At 67.5% G+C, this 17,985-nt stretch carries 21 protein-coding genes; 6 read left to right on the forward strand and 15 right to left on the reverse strand.

The features are described 5' to 3' along the window. Positions 1-65: 65 nt before the first annotated feature. Complete coding sequence (locus HV786_RS23375) at positions 66-371, reverse strand: copper-binding protein (RefSeq protein WP_056327239.1); 306 nt, start codon at positions 369-371, stop codon at positions 66-68. Between the two features lie 224 nt (positions 372-595). On the opposite strand from HV786_RS23375, the gene HV786_RS23380 reads away from it, so the two are divergent. Continuing rightward, on the forward strand, positions 596-1,150 hold the full coding sequence (locus HV786_RS23380) for a cob(I)yrinic acid a,c-diamide adenosyltransferase (protein WP_175211932.1): 555 nt from the start codon (positions 596-598) through the stop codon (positions 1,148-1,150). A gap of 31 nt (positions 1,151-1,181) precedes the next feature. Beyond that, positions 1,182-2,096: a dTDP-4-dehydrorhamnose reductase gene (gene rfbD, locus HV786_RS23385; RefSeq protein ID WP_128829608.1), complete on the forward strand. Its 915-nt coding sequence runs from the start codon at positions 1,182-1,184 to the stop codon at positions 2,094-2,096. A gap of 42 nt (positions 2,097-2,138) precedes the next feature. Here rfbD and lipA read toward each other — a convergent pair whose 3' ends face one another. Further along, on the reverse strand, positions 2,139-3,143 hold the full coding sequence (gene lipA, locus HV786_RS23390) for a lipoyl synthase (RefSeq protein ID WP_056327233.1): 1,005 nt from the start codon (positions 3,141-3,143) through the stop codon (positions 2,139-2,141). Positions 3,144-3,299: 156 nt separating this feature from the next. Here lipA and HV786_RS23395 point away from each other — a divergent pair, with 156 nt between their 5' ends. Beyond that, positions 3,300-4,112, forward strand: a complete 813-nt coding sequence (locus HV786_RS23395) for a LacI family DNA-binding transcriptional regulator (protein WP_175211933.1) — start codon at positions 3,300-3,302, stop codon at positions 4,110-4,112. 6 nt (positions 4,113-4,118) lie between these two features. Here HV786_RS23395 and HV786_RS23400 read toward each other — a convergent pair whose 3' ends face one another. The 10 genes from HV786_RS23400 to HV786_RS23445 all read right to left on the reverse strand — a co-directional run bounded on the left by HV786_RS23400 (position 4,119) and on the right by HV786_RS23445 (position 12,582). Beyond that, positions 4,119-4,847, reverse strand: coding sequence for a tetratricopeptide repeat protein (locus HV786_RS23400; RefSeq protein WP_152382954.1), 729 nt, complete (start codon positions 4,845-4,847; stop codon positions 4,119-4,121). Next, entirely contained in the window at positions 4,844-5,482 is a 639-nt protein-coding gene (gene lipB / locus HV786_RS23405) for a lipoyl(octanoyl) transferase LipB (RefSeq protein ID WP_128829609.1), read from the reverse strand. The genes HV786_RS23400 and lipB overlap by 4 nt, the downstream gene beginning before the upstream one ends. A 12-nt stretch (positions 5,483-5,494) precedes the next feature. Beyond that, on the reverse strand, positions 5,495-5,767 hold the full coding sequence (locus tag HV786_RS23410) for a YbeD family protein (protein ID WP_056327226.1): 273 nt from the start codon (positions 5,765-5,767) through the stop codon (positions 5,495-5,497). 132 nt (positions 5,768-5,899) lie between these two features. After that, positions 5,900-6,766 (reverse strand): D-amino acid aminotransferase, encoded by an 867-nt coding sequence (locus HV786_RS23415; protein ID WP_062838860.1) that lies wholly within the window; start codon positions 6,764-6,766, stop codon positions 5,900-5,902. A 133-nt stretch (positions 6,767-6,899) separates the two neighbouring features. After that, positions 6,900-8,162: a D-alanyl-D-alanine carboxypeptidase family protein gene (locus HV786_RS23420; protein WP_175211934.1), complete on the reverse strand. Its 1,263-nt coding sequence runs from the start codon at positions 8,160-8,162 to the stop codon at positions 6,900-6,902. A 152-nt stretch (positions 8,163-8,314) separates the two neighbouring features. Continuing rightward, a complete protein-coding gene (locus HV786_RS23425) occupies positions 8,315-8,968 on the reverse strand; it encodes an alpha/beta hydrolase (protein WP_128829610.1) in 654 nt (217 codons plus the stop codon). 102 nt (positions 8,969-9,070) lie between these two features. Next, a complete protein-coding gene (locus tag HV786_RS23430) occupies positions 9,071-9,673 on the reverse strand; it encodes an ABC-type transport auxiliary lipoprotein family protein (RefSeq protein WP_175211935.1) in 603 nt (200 codons plus the stop codon). Between the two features lie 5 nt (positions 9,674-9,678). Next, the gene (locus HV786_RS23435; protein WP_056327214.1) at positions 9,679-10,626 is read right to left on the reverse strand and encodes an MlaD family protein; all 948 of its coding nucleotides are present in this window, start codon (positions 10,624-10,626) and stop codon (positions 9,679-9,681) included. Next, positions 10,613-11,452, reverse strand: a complete 840-nt coding sequence (locus tag HV786_RS23440; protein WP_056327212.1) for an ABC transporter ATP-binding protein — start codon at positions 11,450-11,452, stop codon at positions 10,613-10,615. Before HV786_RS23440 ends, HV786_RS23435 begins: the two co-directional genes overlap by 14 nt. Next, positions 11,452-12,582: an MlaE family ABC transporter permease gene (locus tag HV786_RS23445; RefSeq protein WP_128829611.1), complete on the reverse strand. Its 1,131-nt coding sequence runs from the start codon at positions 12,580-12,582 to the stop codon at positions 11,452-11,454. The genes HV786_RS23440 and HV786_RS23445 overlap by 1 nt, the downstream gene beginning before the upstream one ends. 93 nt (positions 12,583-12,675) lie before the next feature. Here HV786_RS23445 and HV786_RS23450 point away from each other — a divergent pair, with 93 nt between their 5' ends. Genes HV786_RS23450 through HV786_RS23460 form a run of 3 tightly spaced genes read left to right on the forward strand, consistent with a single transcriptional unit; the run spans position 12,676 to position 14,507 of the window. Further along, complete coding sequence (locus HV786_RS23450) at positions 12,676-13,527, forward strand: biotin--[acetyl-CoA-carboxylase] ligase (protein ID WP_175211936.1); 852 nt, start codon at positions 12,676-12,678, stop codon at positions 13,525-13,527. Then, a complete protein-coding gene (locus HV786_RS23455) occupies positions 13,524-14,330 on the forward strand; it encodes a type III pantothenate kinase (protein ID WP_175211937.1) in 807 nt (268 codons plus the stop codon). The genes HV786_RS23450 and HV786_RS23455 overlap by 4 nt, the downstream gene beginning before the upstream one ends. A 12-nt stretch (positions 14,331-14,342) precedes the next feature. After that, the gene (locus HV786_RS23460; protein WP_175211938.1) at positions 14,343-14,507 is read left to right on the forward strand and encodes a hypothetical protein; all 165 of its coding nucleotides are present in this window, start codon (positions 14,343-14,345) and stop codon (positions 14,505-14,507) included. Between the two features lie 56 nt (positions 14,508-14,563). Here the strand turns inward: HV786_RS23460 and HV786_RS23465 are convergent, their stop codons facing one another. Genes HV786_RS23465 through galE form a run of 3 tightly spaced genes read right to left on the reverse strand, consistent with a single transcriptional unit; the run spans position 14,564 to position 17,974 of the window. After that, positions 14,564-15,853 carry a 3-deoxy-D-manno-octulosonic acid transferase gene (locus HV786_RS23465; RefSeq protein WP_175211939.1) on the reverse strand — a complete coding sequence of 430 codons (1,290 nt, stop codon included), beginning with the start codon at positions 15,851-15,853 and terminating at the stop codon, positions 14,564-14,566. Between the two features lies 1 nt (position 15,854). Next, positions 15,855-16,892 carry a lipopolysaccharide heptosyltransferase I gene (gene waaC, locus HV786_RS23470; RefSeq protein ID WP_128828687.1) on the reverse strand — a complete coding sequence of 346 codons (1,038 nt, stop codon included), beginning with the start codon at positions 16,890-16,892 and terminating at the stop codon, positions 15,855-15,857. 32 nt (positions 16,893-16,924) lie between these two features. After that, positions 16,925-17,974, reverse strand: a complete 1,050-nt coding sequence (gene galE, locus HV786_RS23475) for a UDP-glucose 4-epimerase GalE (RefSeq protein ID WP_128828686.1) — start codon at positions 17,972-17,974, stop codon at positions 16,925-16,927. Positions 17,975-17,985 lie beyond the last annotated feature (11 nt).

Below are 17,985 nucleotides of genomic sequence, written 5' to 3' on the forward strand. Positions count from 1 at the left end.
GGCGCAACCGGGCGCAAAAAACCCCGCCGCAAGCGATTGCGGCGGGGTTTTTCATTGGACCGGCATCAGTTCGAGATCGCCGTCACCACGTACTTGCCATCCTTGCGCGTGGCGGTGAAGCGCACCTTGTCGCCCGCCTTGATATTGGCCAGCAACGCCGGATCGGCCTGATAGACCAGCGACATCGCCGGCAGGTCCAGCGCCTTGATGGCATCGTGCTTGATCGTGACCTTGCCCGCAGCGGCGTCCACGCGCCGCACCTCGCCCGTGGCGTCGGCCTGCTGCGCGAACGCCAGGGGCGTGGCCAGCGAGACGACGGCCATTGCGGTGGCAACGGCCATGGGCGTTGTGTATTTGCGGTTAAAACCCATATGAAACCTCCCTATGCGGTCCGAGCGGGCAAGACGCCAAGGCGGGCTTGCCGCTTTTTACAGTGCTAGGATACTGCGCGAATGAAACAGTTCCGCTGCCAGTGCGCAACAATCCTGACGGTTGTTTGCTGGCAGCCCCTGTTCGAGGCGGGTGCGCTTACCGTCGGACGCAAGCCGCTTACCTCTTTCACCACACGCTTCTCACCACACCGAATCACATCACCATGGCCAACCGCTTATCCGTCATTGCCACCCGCACCGGTGACGATGGCACCACTGGACTGGGGGACGGATCCCGGGTCCCCAAGGACGCCCCCCGCATTGCCGCCCTGGGCGACGTGGACGAGCTGAACAGCGTCATCGGCCTGCTGCTGACCGAAGCCCTGCCCGAGGACGTGGCCGCCGACCTGCTCACCATCCAGCACGACCTGTTCGACATGGGCGCGGAGCTCTGCATCCCCGGCCACGTGGCGGTCAAGGACGAACAGGTTGCCCACCTGGATGCGCGCCTGGCGCATTACAACGCGGCGCTGCCGCCGCTGCGTGAATTCATCCTGCCCGGCGGTTCCCGGCCTGCGGCGCTGGCGCACATGGCGCGCACGGTGGCCCGGCGCGCCGAACGCGCCGTGGTCGCGCTGGCGGGCGTCGAGACCGTCCACGCGCCGGTCAGGCAGTACCTGAACCGGCTCTCGGACCTGATGTTCGTGCTGGCGCGCTACGTCAACCGACACCTGGGCCAGCAGGACACCTTCTGGGCCGGCGCGCAGGCGCGCCGCTGACCTGTCCTCGCGCCATCCGGAGCCCGCCCTCATGCCAAGCATCCTGTTATTGGGCAAGGACGGCCAACTGGGCCGTGCGCTGCAGGCCGTCCTGCCGGCGGCGGGCGATGTGACGGCGCTGGGCCGGGATGCCCTGGACATGCGTGACCAGGTGGCCATTACCGCCGCGCTGGACGCGCATCGCCCCGACATCATCGTCAACGCGGCCGCATGGACCGCGGTCGACCAAGCCGAGCGCGAACCCGAAGCGGCCGCCCAGGTGAACGCGGTGGCGGTGTCCACGCTGGCAAGGCACGCCGCGGCCAGCGGCGCGCTGCTGGTTCACTACTCCACGGATTACGTCTATGACGGCGCGCTTGCGAGGCCCTATACCGAAGCCGATGCGCCCAATCCCATCAATGTGTATGGCGCCACCAAACTGGCCGGCGAACGCGCCATTGCGGCAAGCGCTTGCCAGGCGCTGGTGCTGCGCTGCAGCTGGATCCATTCGCTGCACGGGCACAATTTCTTTCGCACGATCCTGAACCTGGCCCGCACGCGTGCATCGCTACATGTCGTGGCGGACCAGCACGGCACGCCGACGCCCGCTTCGCTGATCGCGCAAACCACGGTGCGCTGCATCGCCCTGCATCAGGCGCGGGCGCTGCCTTCGGGGCTTTATCACATCGCGGCTGCAGGCGCCACAAGCTGGCATGCGTACGCGCAGTACCTTGTCGCGGGCGCCCGCAAGCGGGGCGTCAATCTAACGCTGAAACCTGAGCAGATCGCCGCCGTGGCGTCGGCGGACTATGCGGCAGACGCCGCGCGGCCGCGCAACTCCCGGCTGGACACGACGGCCTTGGCGTTGGCAACCGGCTTTGCGCCGGCCGACTGGACCACGTATGTGGACGAGAGCCTGGATGCGCTCGTGGCCTGCGGCGTGGAGGCGTATTTTTCGCAGGCGTAGCGGGCGCGGCCACGCAAGGCCACGCCCATACCGTTCAGACGATCAGTTCACGCCAGCCGCGTGCGCCTGCTCGTCGGCGTGGTACGAAGACCGCACCATCGCGCCAACCGCCGCATGCGAGAACCCCATCGCGTACGCTTCGCGCTCGAACATCGCGAACGTATCGGGATGCACATAGCGCAGCACCGGCAGGTGGTGTTCGGACGGCTGCAGGTACTGGCCGATCGTGATCATGTCCACGTTGTGCTCGCGCATGTCGCGCATCACCTGCAGGATTTCCTCGTCCGTCTCGCCCAGGCCGAGCATCAGGCCGGATTTGGTGGGCACTTCCGGATGCAGCTTCTTGAACTCGGCCAGCAACTTCAGCGAGTGCATGTAGTCCGAGCCCGGACGCGCCTGCTTGTACAGGCGCGGCACGGTTTCCAGGTTGTGGTTCATGACGTCCGGAGGACCGGCGTTCAGGATGGTCAGCGCGCGGTCCAGGCGACCGCGGAAGTCGGGCACCAGCACCTCGATGCGGGTGGTGGGCGACAGTTCGCGGATATGCGTGATGCAGTCCACGAAGTGGCCCGCGCCCCCATCGCGCAGGTCGTCGCGGTCGACCGAGGTGATCACCACGTACGACAGCTTCATGGCGGCGATGGTGCGCGCCAGGTTTTCGGGTTCCTTGGTGTCCAGCGGATCGGGCCGGCCGTGGCCCACATCACAGAACGGGCAGCGGCGCGTGCACTTGTCGCCCATGATCATGAACGTGGCGGTGCCCTTGCCGAAGCATTCGCCGATGTTCGGGCACGAAGCCTCTTCACAGACCGTGTGCAGGTTGTGCTCGCGCAGGATGCGCTTGATGTCGTAGAAGCGCGAACCGGGCGCGGCGGCCTTCACGCGGATCCATTCAGGCTTCTTCAGGCGCTCGGCCGGAATGATCTTGATGGGAATGCGCGCCGTCTTGGCCTGCGATTTCTGCTTTTGCGTCGGATCGTAGACCGCCTCGGCAGGCGCGGCGGCGGATTCGTTCGAGGGCACAGGGGACTCGGCGAGCGTGGACATGGGACACCTTCGTGACCGGCGCGCAAAAACGGCCGGGTCTGGGAGAAAACTGGCATTTTACCCCTCACGGCCCGCTCCGCCGCGGGAACGTCCCACGCCCCGGGGACCGCCGGCCCTGGGTTATCGTCTGGCCTGACGCATTTCCTGTCTTTTGCCATGCCCTGCCTGCCCTCGCCCGCCCCGATTGCCGTGATTGCCGCCCGTCTGGATGCCGGTCCGACCGCCCGTGCCCTCCAGGCGTGCAGCGAGCGTCTGGCCCCTGCCGGCTACTACCTGGCAGCGGCGCCCTGGCAGGACGCCGCGGCGCTGCCGCTGCTGGAGGCGCTGCGGCCAGCGGCCGCCCTGGTCGTCGGTCCCCTGGACAACGCCGCGCTGCGCGCCACGCTCGCCGCCCTGGAGATTCCGGTCGTCGAGACCTGGAGCCTTTCGCCCCAGACGCTGGACAGCGCGGTGGCGATCGACAACGCCGAGGCCGGCCGCATGGCGGCGCGGCACCTGGCCGAAAAGCGCCATTTGCGCGTTGCCTGCATCAGCGCCGACACGCCCTGGGAGCGCGCCCGGCGCGAGGGCTTCGTCGGCAGCGCCGCCGCGCTGGGCCTGGAACGGGTCGCCGACATCGTGCAGCCCGAGGTCCAGCACATGAACGACGGCCGCATGGCTTTTCTGCGCTTGCTGGCCACCAACACGATCTTCGATGCGGTGTTCTGCACGTCCGACCTGCTGGCGGCCGCCGCCGTGTCGGAAGCGCACAACCGCGACCTGCAGGTGCCGCAGGATCTGGCCGTGCTGGGATTTTCGGATGACGGCAGCGCCGTGCAATGGGTGCAGGGCCTGACCACGCTGGGCGTGGACGCCGCCGAACTGGGCCGGCGGGCCGGTCAGTTGCTATTGGACCGGCTGGAGGGCGAGCGCGGCGCGGGCCAGCGCGACATGATCGATGTGGTGCTGGACCTGCGGCTCAGCACCTGATCCGCGTCAGTCCGCGACCTCGTACAGGGCGGGAAAGCCGCAGTCCTGCAGCATGCCGTTGGCTTCCTTCAGGAACGCCTGCGTGGCGGTTTCGGGAACGCGCACAAGCCACGCCACGGCGTCTTCCTTGCGGCCCTGCAACAGCAGCATGCGGCCCAGGTGGAACATGCCCCGGAAATCGCCGCCCTCGGCGCAGCGCCGATAGCAGTCGAACGCGCGTTCCAGGTCTTGCGGGACCACGTCGCCCGCTTCGTGATAGCGGCCCACCACGCCAATCGACTTCACGTGGCCGGCTTGAGCGGCCTGCTGGTACAGCGCCAGCGCCGCGGCCTGATTCTGCGTCACGCCGCCGCGGCCGGTGCGCAGCATGTGGGCGTAGTTGTACATGCCCCAATCCAGGCCCGCGTCCGCCGCACGCCGGAACCAGTAGGCCGCGACCGTATCGTCGGCCGCCACGCCCCAGCCGTTTTCATAGCAGCGCCCCACCATGTTGATGGCCATGGGGTGATCGGCGTGCGCCGCGCGCTTGAACCACGACAGTCCCTCGGCGGGTTGGCGTTCGACGCCCACGCCGTCCAGCAGCATCTGCCCGTAGATCGTCTGCGCCTCGGTCAGCCCCAGGTCGGCGGCGGCGCGGATCCATGCCGCGTATTCCTCGGGCGGCCCGGATTCGCGCAGCCGGGCAAGCTGTTCGGGCGTGGTGGCGGCGACCTCGGCCGCGGTGTAGGTCTTCAATTGGTGTTCCTTCGGCGATGCCAGGCGAGCGCCAGATTCTGGGCCAACGCATCGCCCGTCTCGGTGGGCGTGCGGCGCACGCCACAGGCCGCCATGTCGACGGTGCGCAAGCCTTCGTAGCCGCAGGGATTGATACCCAGGAAGGGCGCCAGGTCCATCTCGACGTTCAGCGAAACGCCATGGTAGGCGCGGCCGTTGCGGATCTTGATGCCCAGCGCCGCGATCTTGGCCAGCTCACCGCCTTCGGGATGCGGCACATAGACGCCCGGCGCGCCGGGCTTGCGACAGGCCCCGTCCACGCCAAATTGCGCGAGCGTGTCGATGACGGCCGATTCCAGCAACGCCACGTATTCCTTGACGTACATGTCGGCGCGGCGCAGGTCAAAGAGCGCGTAGGCCATGACCTGCCCGGGGCCGTGATAGGTCACCTGACCGCCGCGGTCGCAATGCACGATGGGAATGTTGCCGGGGTTGAGCACGTGCTCCGGCCGGCCCGCCTGGCCCAGCGTGTAGACCGGCGTGTGCTCGCACAGCCAGATTTCATCTGGCGTGCCGGCGTCGCGCTGACTGGTGTACGCCTGCATGTCCTGCCAGACCGGCAGGTAGTCCACCGGCCGCGCGAGCCACTTGATCACAGCGGTCTTGCCTTAGAGGACGATGGACACCATGGGATGGCCATGCAGCGCCCGGTACAGCGCGTCGAGCTGCTCGCGCGAGGTCGCGCGCACGGTGAAGGTCAGGCCAAGGTAGTTGCCGCCCTTGCTGGGGCGCATTTCGACGGTCGCGGCGTCGAATGCCGGATCGAACTGCAATACGACCTCGGTCAGCGTCTGCGCAAAGTCGGGATGGTGCTTGCCCATGACCTTGATGGGAAAGTCGCTGGGATATTCGATCAACGAATCTTCGGGCGGAATGTGCATGATGTGCCTAAAAAGAGTTGCCCCTGAATGTTTTTATATGGGGGCAAGCGGCGCGCCGGCAAGTGCCGGCGGGCGCCGCCGGGGCGGGCGGCCAACCCGCTGGTATCGCAAGCGGGCCGCCCCGCGCCGGGACTACAGCGCGGCGATGCGGGCATCATAACCCGCACGCAATTGCTCAAAAACAGGGCCGGGCTTGCCCGAACCGACCGGTTTGCCGTCCAGCGAAACGATGGCCAGCACTTCCTTGGTGGCGGACGAAAGCATCAGCTCGTCGGCCTGCTCCACCTCTGCTTGCGAGATCCGGCGGGACTCGAACGGGATGCCGGCCTCGGCGGCCAGTTCACCCATCAGGCCGTAGCGGATGCCTTCGAGGATCAGGTTGTTCTTGGGCGGCGCCAGCAGCTTGCCGCCGGACACGACCCAGATATTGGTGGACGCGCCTTCGGTCAGGTAGCCGTCGCGGAACTGCAGGACTTCGTCCACATGCGCATCCACGGCCTGCTGCTTGGCCAGCACGTTGCCCAACAGGGACACGGACTTGATCTCGCAGTGCAGCCAGCGCTCGTCGGGGATGCTGATGGCGGACAGGCCCTGTGCGCGTTGCGCGGCCGTCGGCGGCGACCAGGCCGCGATCATGCCGAACACCGTGGGGGTGACGGCCGGCGACGGGAACGGATGGTCGCGCTTGGCCACGCCGCGCGTGACTTGCAGATAGACGATGCAGGTGTCCAGATTGGATCGGTCCAGCAACTGCTCGATCAGGTTGATCCACCCGCTGCGGTCGAACGGCTGCGCGATGCGCAAGGCGGCCAGGCTGCGGTCAAGACGGTCAAGGTGTTCGGCCATGCGGAACGCATTGCCCTGGTACACCGGGACGACTTCGTAAATGCCGTCGCCGAAAATGAAGCCGCGGTCCAGGACGGAGACCTTGGCCTCGTCCATGCGCAGGAATTCACCGTTGAGATACACCTGGCTTTCGCCCGGCACGCCCGGAATCATGAGGCACTCCTGAATTTGAAATGGAACAGGGACGAGCCGCGCGGCCCGCCCCCGAAGAATGCAAAACGGGCGTTTCGCGCACGAAACGCCCGCTGCTAGCTTACACCCGCGGCCCCGGCCGCGGTGCGCCGATTTACTGGAACCAGCGCTTGACGGTGTCGACCATGCGGCCGAAGAAGCCGGCGCGCTCGACGGCGTCCTGCACCACCAGCGGTTCCGTGCGCAGCACCTTGCCGTCCAGCGTGAACTGCAGCGTGCCGACCTGCTGACCCTTGGCCAGCGGCGCGATCAGCGGATCGGTGCGCTGGGCAACCGGCTTCAACTCGCCCGCCTTGCCGCGCGGCACGGCGATGGACACCGGATTGGGCGGGCCCAGCTTGACGTTTTCGGCGGTGCCTTCCCAGACGCGGGCATCGATGCCCGGCTGGCTCTTGTCGAACAGCTTGACCGTGTCGAAGTTCTGGAAGCTCCAGTTCAGGAGCTTCAGGCTTTCTTCGGCGCGGGTGGCTTCGCTGTCGGTGCCCACCACGACCACCAGGATGCGGCGGTCGCCGCGCATGGCCGTGGAGACCAGGCAGTAACCGGCCGAGTCGGTATGGCCGGTCTTCATGCCATCGACCGAGGGGTCGGCCCACAACAGGCGATTGCGGTTGGGCTGCGTGATCTTGTTGTAGGTGTAGCTCTTCTGCTTGTAGTAGTGGAAGAAGTCCGGGTGATCCGTGATGAGGTGCGCGGACAGCGTGGCCAGATCGCGCGTGGACGTCACGTGCTGGGGATCGGGCAGGCCCGTGGCGTTCATGAAGTGCGTGTTCTTCATGCCCAGGCGCTCGGCCTCCTGGTTCATCAGCGCGGCAAAGGCGGATTCGCTGCCGCCCACGGCTTCGGCCAGCGCCACGGAGGCGTCGTTGCCCGATTGCACGATCATGCCCTGATTCAGTTCGTCCACCGTGACCGGCTTGCGCGGCTCGATGAACATGCGCGAGCCGCCCGTGCGCCACGCGTGCTCGGACACCGGCACGGTCTGCTCCAGCGTCAGGCGCTTTTCGTCCAGCGCGTTGAACACGACGTAGGCCGTCATGATCTTGGTGAGCGAGGCCGGCTCGACCTTCATGTCGGGGTTGGATGCGGCCAGCGTCTGGCCGCTGTTCACATCGATGACGATCCAGGCCTTGGCCGCGATGGTGGGAGCCGGGACGGCCGACACGTCGCCGACAGGCACCGCACCCGAGGGCGACAGCGCCGGGGCCGTCGCGGCCGGCGCGGCGGCGGGTGCGGCTGGCGCCTGCTGCGCCCACGCCGGCAGTGAGGCCGCCAGCATCGCTGACAACACGGCGCCCGAGATCAGGCGGCGGGTAAAGACAACGGGGGATTGAGCGGAGTGAGGCAATTTCTTCATCGGCAACGTGGGTCCAGGAATGACGCCCGCCGGCGCGGGGCAAGTGGCTGACAATTATAGGCAGTCGATCAGACCCATCCCGGCCGCGCAGGGTTCCCTGCGCGCCTAAAACATGCAACCTGATGCAACCTGCCGCGGCGGCAAGGCCCAATTCAGTCCAGCGCGACCTTCAGGCGGGCCTGCACCAGCTGACGCAGCACGAGCAGCTTGCCGTGGAAGAAATGCGAGGCGCCCGGCACCACCACGACCGAAATCGAGCGCGGCCGCGCCCAGTCCATGGCTTCGGACAACGGCACCACCTCATCTTCTTCGCCATGCACCATCAGCGTGTCGTCGGGCACCTGCACTTCGTGCGATTGGAAGCGGTTGACCGCCGGCCCCATCAGCATCAGCGCCGACGGCAGGACAGCGTCGCCCTGCTCGGCCAGCGCGGCGTAGGTCTGCGCGGCGACCGCCGTGCCAAACGAGAATCCCGCCAGCACCCACGGCGCCTGCGCCAGCTCGGGGTGCAGCTCGCGCATCTGCGCCACGACGGCCAGCATGTCTTCGGTTTCGCCGACGGATTTGTCGAACACGCCTTCGGAGTGGCCGACACCGCGGAAGTTGGGACGCACGGCCACCAGGCCGTGCTGCACGCAGGCGCGCGACAAGGTCGTGACCACCTTGTTCTCGCGTGCGCCGCCCTGCAGCGGATGCGGATGCAGCACCAGCGCCCAGCCGCGCGGCGCGTCGGCAGGCCAGTCGATGGCGCAATCGATACGGCCGGCGGCGCCGACGAAAGCGTGGGTTTCAGTGCGTGCGGACATGGCGGGACTCAACGTGCGGAAAAAGGAACGATGTTAACCGCCCGGCCCGCGTGGCGAAATCCGGGTCAACCGTCAACGGCGCGCGCAAGCGCGAGCCCGAGCTCACTTTCCGCGCGCGGCGGCAGGCGGTCGCAGCGTCGCCGCCAGCCATTGCGCAAGCTGGTCGCTGGCCTCGTCGGTGGCCTGGCGCAGCGCGGCCACGCCGCCTGCGGCATCCTGCGTGGGCGCGGGCGCGGCCACCAGAATGCGCTTCTGGTCCACGACCTCGCGCCCGTTCAGCAATACGGCTTGCAGCAGCAGGCGTCCCTGGCTCGACTGGCCGTCCTCGGTGAACACCTGCTCGAACTGCGCCAGCGACACCTGCAACTGCGGCGTCTGCAACGTGACGCGGTCGCCCAGCACCGCGCCCTGGCGCGACAGGCGATCGGTGATGCGCTGGCGCACCAGCTCGGCGGGCGACGCCGCCCAGCGATAGGTGGCGTACGACCGGGGCGCGGCGCTGTCGCCCACGCGCCAGATCATGCCGGTGTCGGACAGCCCCGGCGCGGCCTGGAACGACAGCGCGATCGGATCGCGCGCCGGCAAGGCGGGCACGGGCCGCGCGTCCAGCCCCAGGTCGAACAACTGGGGCGGCGCGTCCACGCGGCCGATGCCGCAACCGGCCAAGGCCAGGGTCAGGATCAGAATGGCGCTGCGCATCTTCATGGGATCTATCTCCGGAATCCGGCAAAGCCGGGTTCGCCGGGTCCCGGCGCGATGGGCGCGGGACCGAACAGGAACGATTGCGGCGTGCTGTCCACACGGCGCAAGGTGGTGGTGGCGCCCCGTGCGGCCGTGCTGACATCGTTGGCCATGGTGGTGAAGGCCGGCAAGGTCTCGCCATCGAGCCGCGCGGCGGCCAGCGCGATGTCGTTCAGGCTGCGGGTCGCGACGGCCAGCGGGCCGTCGGGCGCGTTCAATCGCGCGAGCGACTGGCGGGCCTGCTGGGCCAGGTCGCCGATCTCGCGCGCGGCGCGGTCGGCCTGGCGCGAGGTGGTGTTCAAGGAATCCATCAGCGGACCAAGCTTGGCCAGCGTGGGCGCCAGATCACGGGTGGCGTCCTTCAGGGACTGCGAGATGTCAGTGGCGTTCTGCAGGCTGGCCGTGAGGGCCTGCACGTTCTGTTCGCTCAGCACGCGCTTTAATTGCTCCGTCGCCACCTCGACGTTGGAAATCAGCTTGTCGCCGCGCTTTTCGATGCGGTCCAGAAAGCCCGGACGCAGCGGAATGGCGGCCGGATGCTCGGCCGTGGACGTCAGGCGCTTGAGCGACGAGCCGTCATCGCGCAGGTCCACGTTGGCCATGCCGGTCACGCCCTGCACGCCCAGCTCGGCCCAGGTCGATTCGGTGATCGGCGTGTTGGGGGCCACGCCGATCCGGATGCGCACCTGCCCCGGCTTGTCGGGATTGAGCGCCAGCGACTGCACGCGGCCCACGGGCACGCCCTGATAGCGCACGGCCGATTGCGGGTTCAGGCCGGTGACGGCCGTGGCCGAAATGATTTCGTATGGCTGCAATTGCGTCCGGTCGCGGCCGATCCAGATGGCCGTCAGCGTCGCGGCAGCCAGCAGGACCAGCGTGAAGATACCGGCCATGAGCGCATGACTACGGTTTTCCATGGTGCATTCCCTTCGGTGCCAAATCTCCCAGCGCGCGCAAGCCGCGCTCGCCCAGGAAGAACGTATGAATGAACGGGTGATCGAACTTCAGGACTTCAGGCACCGTGTCGCAAATGATCACCCGTTTCTCGGCCAGCACGGCCACGCGCGTGGCCAGCGCCAGCAGCGTGTCCAGGTCGTGCGTCACCATGACGACGGTAAAGCCAAGCTGCCGGTGCAAACTGCGCACCAGGTCAACGAATTCGTCGGACCGCAGCGGATCGAGCCCCGCCGTGGGTTCGTCCAGGAACAGCAATTCCGGGTCCAGCGACAGCGCGCGCGCCAGCGCCACGCGCTTGACCATGCCGCCGGACAGGTCCGAGGGGCGCTTGTCCGCATCGCGCGATGACAGGCCCACCATCGCAAGCCGGCACATGACCACGTCGCGCACCAGGTCTTCGGGCACCGTGCGCAGTTCGCGCAGCGGCAGCGCCACGTTGTCGAACACCGACAGCGCCGAGAAAAGCGCGCCCGCCTGGAACAGCATGCCCCAGCGGTATGACAGGCGCCGGCGTTCGCCGGGAGACAGTTCCGAAAGCGTGTGCCCCAGCACCTTCACGGTGCCCGCGGCCGGCACGTCCAGTCCGATGATCTGCCGCAGCAGCACGGTCTTGCCCGTGCCCGAGCCGCCGACCAGCACCAGGATTTCTCCCGGAAACACCGTCAGGTCCAGGTTCTCGTGCACCACGTGATCGCCGAAGGCCGTGCGAAGACCGCGCACGGTGATGACCGGCTCGACGGTCACGCCCTCTTCGGTAAACAGCCGGTGTTGCGCGGCGCTATTCATCAGATGCCCACCGTGCTGAAGATGACCGCGTACACCGCATCCAGCAAAATCACGCCCGTGATCGACGTAACCACTGATGTCGTGGTGCCGCGTCCCAGGCTTTCGGTGTTGGGCTGGATGCGCAGGCCGAAGTGGCACGCAATGAGCGCGATCAGGATGCCGAAGGTCACGCCCTTGAGCATGCCGATCCAGTAATTGGTTAGCGAGATCGCATCGGGCAGCGATTGCAGGAACCACTGCGCGGACACGCCCAGCTGTGCCATCGCCGCCAGCATGCCGCCCAGGAGCGCCATGGCGCTGGTCCACAGCACCAGCAGCGGCATCGTGACCGCCAGCGCCACCACGCGCGGCAGGATGAGGCGCTGGCCGTGCGAAATGCCCATCACCAGCATCGCGTCCAGTTCCTGCGTCACGCGCATCACCCCGATCTGCGCCGTAATCGCGGATCCCGACCGGCCGGCCACGAGGATCGCCGCAAGCACCGGTCCCAGCTCGCGCACGATGGAGACCCCCAGGAGGCGCACGATGAAGCGGTCGGCGCCGAACATCTGAAGCTGCTGGGCCGACAGGTAGGACAGCACCACGCCGATCAGAAAGCCCACCAGCGCCGTGATGCCCAGCGCCTGCGCGCCGGTCCGGTACACCTGCGCGGAGATCTCGCGCCACGGGCCCAGCCAGGGCCGGCGCAGCATCGCGCCGACATCCAGCACGAGTTGGCCCAGCATGATGAGCAGCGCCTTGCCGTTTTCGGCGGCCTGCAGGACCGCGCCGCCGGTGGCGCGCACCCACGACCATGTCTCGGGCTTGGGCGCCGCCACGGGCGTCTCGCCCTTGTTCATCGCCAGCGTGTTGAAGACATCCTGCTGCCCGGCGCCCCAGCGCACGCGTTCGGGCAGCTTCTCGCCCCAGGCCTGCCAGATGATCAGCGCGCCAATGGTGTCCAGCCGGTGGATGCTGTGCATGTCCCAACGGGCGCCGTCCTTGGCCGCCTGCGCGAGGGCCGCGCGCCTGCGTTCGACTTCGCCCGACTCGGCCAGCGCCAGGACGCTCCAATCGCCGCCCACGTGGCAAACCCCGCCTTCGTAGCGAAAAGGCGCGGCGGCGGTCGCAAGCAATGCGGAATGCGGCATGTCGTCGGGGTACCGATGCAAAATGTATCGCCAATCATAAACGCTGGGGCCCCGCAGCCGCGAGCGCGGCCTGCGTGCCCTACAATCGCGGCCATGCCCGCCCCCGTTTGCCCCATCGACCTGCCCGCCCCGGAAACGCTTGCCCGGACGCTCGCGGACCGCCTGCCCGCCTTCCAGGACATTGCCTGGACCCGCAGCACCGGATCGACCAATGCCGACCTGCTTGCGCGCGCGCGTTCGGGCGCCGGCGCGGGCAAGCCCTGGCTGCTGGGCACGCATCTGCAGGAGACCGGCCGGGGCCGCGCCGGCCGCCCGTGGCAGAACCGCTCGGGCTCCACACTGATGTTCTCGTGCGCGTTCGACGTGCACCTGCCCGCCACGCAACTGGCCGCGTTATCGCCGCTGGCCGGCGTGGCCGCCTGCGAGGCGCTGCGCACCGTCGCCGGGCCCGAGCTGAGCGGCCTGTGCATGAAATGGCCCAACGACGTCCAATGGCACGACGCCAAGCTGGCCGGCATCCTGGTGGAAACCACCCGCAATCCGGGCGGCCGCGACGCTGGATACACCGTGGTGATCGGCATGGGCGTGAACCTTATCGATGCGGCCGACCTATCGCTTGCCCTGGGCCGCGAGGTCGCGGACTGGACCCAGGTGCAGGCCGGCGCCGCGCACGCGGCCGTGGCCGCCGACCTGGTCTGCGCCAGCGCCACGGCATGGCACGAGGCGGTCCGCACGCTCGAACGCGAAGGCTTCGGCGTATTCCGGCAGCGTTTCGACCAGGTGGACGCCCTGGCGGGCCGCAAGGTGAACGTGCTGGACAAGGGCGCTATTCTTCTAAGCGGCACCGCCTGTGGCGTGGACGATCAAGGCCGCCTGCTGGTGCAAACGCCCGAGGGCGCCACACCGATCTCGGTCGGTGAAATTTCGATTCGACGCCAAGCATGATTATTCTCATCGACTCCGGCAACAGCCGACTCAAAGTGGGTTGGCTGGACGCCAGCAATCCGGACATGCCGCGCGAGCCCGCGGCCGTCGCCTTCGACGGCCTGGACCTGAACGCGCTGGATGACTGGCTGGCCGCCCTGCCGCGCCCGCCGTTGCGCGCGTTGGGCGTGAACGTGGCCGGCGCGGCCCGCGGCGACGCCATCGCGGGCATCCTGAACAAACACGGCTGCGCGGTCACCTGGTCGCTGTCGCAAGCAACAACGCTGGGTCTGGTCAACAGTTATCGCACCCCCACCCAGCTAGGCGCCGACCGCTGGGCATCGCTGCTCGGCGTGCTCTCGCGCCTGCCGGGCACCCATCCGCCTTTCGTGCTGGCCAGCTTCGGCACCGCCACCACCATCGACACCGTCGGACCGGACAACGTCTTCGCGGGCGGCCTGATACTGCCGGGCCCGGCCATGATGCGCACCTCGCTTGCACACGGCACGGCCAACCTGCCCATCGCCAACGGCCAGGTCGTGCCCTACCCGACGGACACGCACGAGGCCATCGCCTCGGGCATTGCGGCGGCCCAGGCCGGCGCCGTCGTGCGCCAATGGCTGGCGGGCCGCCAGCGCTACGGCCAGACGCCGCAGATCTACGCGGCCGGCGGCGGCTGGCCCGAAGTGCATCAAGAGATTGAACGCCTGCTGGCCGATGCGGGCGGCGCTTTTGGCGCGACGCCCGTTCCCGTCTACCTGGACCATCCCGTCCTGGACGGGCTGGCCGCCGTGGCGCGCGCCACGTTGAACACCTCTTTCTGACGAAGGTCCGGCATGCGCGTGCTCTTCATCCTGATCCTGCTTGCGAACCTGGGCGTCTTTGCGATGGGACAGGGCTGGCTGGGCGCCCGGCCCGAGGACGAAGGCCGGGATGCGCGGCGGTTCAGCCAGGAATTGAACCCCGGCGCCGTGACGCTGACGCCGCCCAAAACGCCTTAATTAGCGCCCTAACGAGCTCCTTAACGAGCGCCTTAAAGAGCGCCTTAAAGAGCGCCTTAACGGCGCGCGGCCGTCTCGCCCAGCCAGGGCGCCAGCGCGGCCATCGTGCGCCCGGTCGCGCCGGCGTGCTGATCGAACCAGGCCCTGGCCGCCTTGCTCGCCTGCCGCCTGCCGGCCGTATCGCTTAACAGCGCCATCGCAGCGTCCACCGCTTGCGCCGGATCCGCCGCGCGCCGCGCCGCGCCGGCCTCGATGGCATCCTCGGCCGCCTGCTTGAAATTGAACGTATGCGGCCCGACGATCACGGGCACGCCCGCCGCGCAGGCTTCGATCAGGTTCTGGCCGCCCAGCGGCGCAAAGCTGCCCGCCACGATCGCCACATCCGAAGCCGCGTAATAGAAAGCCATCTCGCCCAGCGTGTCGCCCAGCAGCACGGCCGCATCCGGCGACGCGGTCCCGCCCGCCGAGCGCCGTTCGAACGGCACTTTCGCGTTCGACAGCAGCCCCGCCGCTTCGTCAAAACGCTGCGGATGCCGCGGAATCAACAGAAAGAGCGGCGCGCCCGGTGCGGCCGCGTGGTGCTTGATTGCCGCGATGAACGGGGCGTCTTCGCCCTCGCGCGTGCTGGCCACGGCCACCACGGAACGTCCCAGTTGCGCGCGCCAGGCGTGTCCTGCCTCGACCTGCGCGGCCGGCAGCACAAGGTCAAACTTGAGATTGCCGGTGATCTGGGCTGCCGGGGCCCCCGCCTGCGCCAGCCGGCCGGCATCTTCCGCCGTCTGCGCCAGCACTTTGTCCAGACCCGCCAGCGCCTCGCGCATCACGCTGCCCATCCGGCGCGCCTGGCGCAGCGACGACGCGGAATAGCGCGCGCTGACGAGCGCCATGGGCACCTTGGCCTGCCGGGCCGCTGCCAGCAGATTCGGCCAGATCTCGCGCTCCATCAGCAGGCCGCAGCGCGGACGGTGCGCCGCCATGAAGCGGCGGGTCGCGCCGGGAAAATCGTAGGGAAGCCAGGCTTGGCGTAGTTGTCCCTGGGCAATAGCGTCCTTGAAGAGACGCTCGCCCTCGGCGCGGCCCGTCGCTGTCGTGTGCGTCAGCAACACGGGCAGGCCTTGCGCCAGCAACGCGTTCAAGAGCGGCAGCGCGGCCCGAGTCTCGCCCAGGCTGACGGCATGCACCCAGACGGGGTTGTCCGGCGACTGCGAGGCGGGCTCGGGGCGGCCGAAACGCTCGGGAGAAAAGATTTCCCAGCGGCCGCCTGCGCGTTTGGCGCGGCGGGCCATCCACAGCCAGATCAGCGGCGCGAGGGTCCGCAGCGCCAGCGTGTAGACGCCGCGGTTCATGTCACTGCGCGGCGAGCGCCTGCTCGACCGAGGCCATGACAGCCTCACGAGACGGCGAGGCGCCGCGGTCGCCCAGGCTGGCGGTGTAGTTGGATCCGACCAGCGGGGTACGCACGGGGGTGGACGCGCGGTAGATGCCGATCGTGGGACGGCCCAGCGCGGCCGACAGATGCGTGAGGCCGCTGTCCAGCCCCACCATCAGGCGCGCGCCGGCAAGCAGCTTGGCCACCGCGGTCAGGTCCATGCGGGGCATCACCTCCGCCCCTTCCATGCCGGCCACCAGCAGCTGGGCGCGTTCGGCTTCCTGTTCGTTGCCCGCCAGCAGCTTGAGCGTGCAGCCGGCCTCGCGCAGGCGGCGGAACACCACGCGCCAGTCCTCTTCGGGCCACAGCTTGTCGTCGCGGCTGGCCGACGGCATGATCACCGCATAGCCGCGGTCCGTGTCCAGGTGATGCAGCCGGGGTAGCTCGGCGGCGTTCAGGCCGCCGCTGCCCACTTCCACGACCGGCTCGGGGGCCTGCGTGGCCTGGCGCGCAAAGGATTGCAATCCGAAATCCGGCAGGCCGGCATGCTGGTAGCCGAACGTCAGGCCGGCCAGCTTGCGCTGGCGGATCACGGCGGGCTGCCAGAACTCGACGCGATGACGCACGTTGTAGAACAGCGAGGCCAGCGGTTCGCGCGCCGACCGCCAGTCCAGCCCGTGCCGCACGCCGCGAGCCTGGCGCACCAGCCAGGCTGACTTCAGCAATGCTTGCATGTCCAGGACGATGTCGTACTGCGTGGAACGCAGACGCTCCTTCAGCGCCTTGCGCTCGGCACGCACCTGCGGCGACCACCAGGACTTTCGCCAACGGCGATGCGCAACTTTGATGATCCCATTGACGGCCGGATGCCAGGATGGGATCTCTGCAAATGCCTCTTCGACGATCCAATCGATCTGTGCGTCAGGGACGTGCCGGGCTATGTCGGAGATAGCCGGCAACATGTGGACGAGGTCGCCCAGGGAGGACGTGCGAACGATGAGAATGCGGGTGGGCATCAAGTAAGGGGGCTACCGGTAAATATCCGAATTTACAGCAAAGCTTGCGGTCCGTAACCTTGAGGGTTATTTGACTGCCAGCGCCAACCATCCGCGCACATTTCCTCAATCGTGCGTCTTGCCCTCCAGCCAAGCAATTGGAATGCAAGGTCTGGGTTCGCCCACGCGGAGGCGATATCGCCCGGACGCCTGGGCATGATGTCATAGGGAATTTTGCGACCACTCACGGCCTCAAATGCCGCAACTAACTGCAAAACGCTGGTCCCGCGACCGGTACCCAAATTAACGGCGGTAAACCCCCCGTTGTTCTTCAATGCATACTCAACCGCGCGGACGTGCCCCTCGGCAAGATCTTCCACATGCAGATAATCGCGCACGCCAGTTCCGTCGATGGTTTCGTAGTCGTTCCCGAAAACGGCCAACCGCTCCCGCTCGCCAACTGCAACTTGCGTGATGTAGGGGAACAGGTTGTTGGGAATGCCGGAAGGTGCCTCACCGATCATTCCGCTGGCATGGGCACCTATCGGGTTGAAATAGCGCAACGCGATGCCGCAACGCTTTTCGCCACTTTGGGTCCAATCACTCAGGATCTGCTCCACCATGGCCTTGGTCCATCCGTATGGATTGGTCGGCGCAATCCGGTGATTCTCCGTGTAAGGCAGGGCCAAGGGTTCGCCATAGACCGTCGCCGACGAGCTAAATACCAGGTTACGGACCTGTGCCCTATCCATCGCTTCAAGCAGGCTTAAGGTTCCTGCGACATTGTTGGAGTAGTAGCTCACAGGTTGCCCTACCGACTCCCCAACTGCTTTAAGCGCCGCAAAGTGAACCACGACTGACACTGGCGTCCCTTGGCCGCGCTGGCGGGCAAAGAGGTCGTCCAGCATGGCGACATCACGAACGTCGCCCTGCACGAACTCCACTGCAATGCCTGCAAGGCGCTCAATTCGTCGCAACACTTCAGGCGAGCTATTGGAAAAATTGTCGAGCACAATGGGGGCAAATCCTTCACGGATTAGCGCCAGCAACGTGTGCGAACCGATATAGCCGGCTCCGCCTGTGATCAAGAGCTTTTGATTCATAGTCAATTCTT

This window comes from Achromobacter mucicolens, assembly GCF_902859725.1.
Classification (GTDB): Bacteria; Pseudomonadota; Gammaproteobacteria; order Burkholderiales; family Burkholderiaceae_B; genus Achromobacter; species Achromobacter mucicolens.

Excerpts from the sequence above, each read along its gene's own strand:
- HV786_RS23445 (WP_128829611.1), bottom strand. The coding sequence starts at position 12,582 with ATGCCGCATTCCGCATTGCTTGCGACCGCCGCCGCGCCTTTTCGCTAC.
- HV786_RS23460 (WP_175211938.1), top strand. The coding sequence starts at position 14,343 with ATGCGCGTGCTCTTCATCCTGATCCTGCTTGCGAACCTGGGCGTCTTT.
- HV786_RS23415 (WP_062838860.1), bottom strand. The coding sequence starts at position 6,766 with ATGATTCCGGGCGTGCCGGGCGAAAGCCAGGTGTATCTCAACGGTGAA.
- rfbD (WP_128829608.1), top strand. The coding sequence starts at position 1,182 with ATGCCAAGCATCCTGTTATTGGGCAAGGACGGCCAACTGGGCCGTGCG.
- HV786_RS23420 (WP_175211934.1), bottom strand. The coding sequence starts at position 8,162 with ATGAAGAAATTGCCTCACTCCGCTCAATCCCCCGTTGTCTTTACCCGC.
- waaC (WP_128828687.1), bottom strand. The coding sequence starts at position 16,892 with ATGCCCACCCGCATTCTCATCGTTCGCACGTCCTCCCTGGGCGACCTC.
- HV786_RS23425 (WP_128829610.1), bottom strand. The coding sequence starts at position 8,968 with ATGTCCGCACGCACTGAAACCCACGCTTTCGTCGGCGCCGCCGGCCGT.
- HV786_RS23440 (WP_056327212.1), bottom strand. The coding sequence starts at position 11,452 with ATGAATAGCGCCGCGCAACACCGGCTGTTTACCGAAGAGGGCGTGACC.
- HV786_RS23410 (WP_056327226.1), bottom strand. The coding sequence starts at position 5,767 with ATGCACATTCCGCCCGAAGATTCGTTGATCGAATATCCCAGCGACTTT.
- HV786_RS23450 (WP_175211936.1), top strand. The coding sequence starts at position 12,676 with ATGCCCGCCCCCGTTTGCCCCATCGACCTGCCCGCCCCGGAAACGCTT.
- HV786_RS23375 (WP_056327239.1), bottom strand. The coding sequence starts at position 371 with ATGGGTTTTAACCGCAAATACACAACGCCCATGGCCGTTGCCACCGCA.
- HV786_RS23435 (WP_056327214.1), bottom strand. The coding sequence starts at position 10,626 with ATGGAAAACCGTAGTCATGCGCTCATGGCCGGTATCTTCACGCTGGTC.
- HV786_RS23465 (WP_175211939.1), bottom strand. The coding sequence starts at position 15,853 with ATGAACCGCGGCGTCTACACGCTGGCGCTGCGGACCCTCGCGCCGCTG.
- HV786_RS23395 (WP_175211933.1), top strand. The coding sequence starts at position 3,300 with ATGCCCTGCCTGCCCTCGCCCGCCCCGATTGCCGTGATTGCCGCCCGT.
- HV786_RS23430 (WP_175211935.1), bottom strand. The coding sequence starts at position 9,673 with ATGAAGATGCGCAGCGCCATTCTGATCCTGACCCTGGCCTTGGCCGGT.
- HV786_RS23455 (WP_175211937.1), top strand. The coding sequence starts at position 13,524 with ATGATTATTCTCATCGACTCCGGCAACAGCCGACTCAAAGTGGGTTGG.
- lipA (WP_056327233.1), bottom strand. The coding sequence starts at position 3,143 with ATGTCCACGCTCGCCGAGTCCCCTGTGCCCTCGAACGAATCCGCCGCC.
- HV786_RS23380 (WP_175211932.1), top strand. The coding sequence starts at position 596 with ATGGCCAACCGCTTATCCGTCATTGCCACCCGCACCGGTGACGATGGC.
- galE (WP_128828686.1), bottom strand. The coding sequence starts at position 17,974 with ATGAATCAAAAGCTCTTGATCACAGGCGGAGCCGGCTATATCGGTTCG.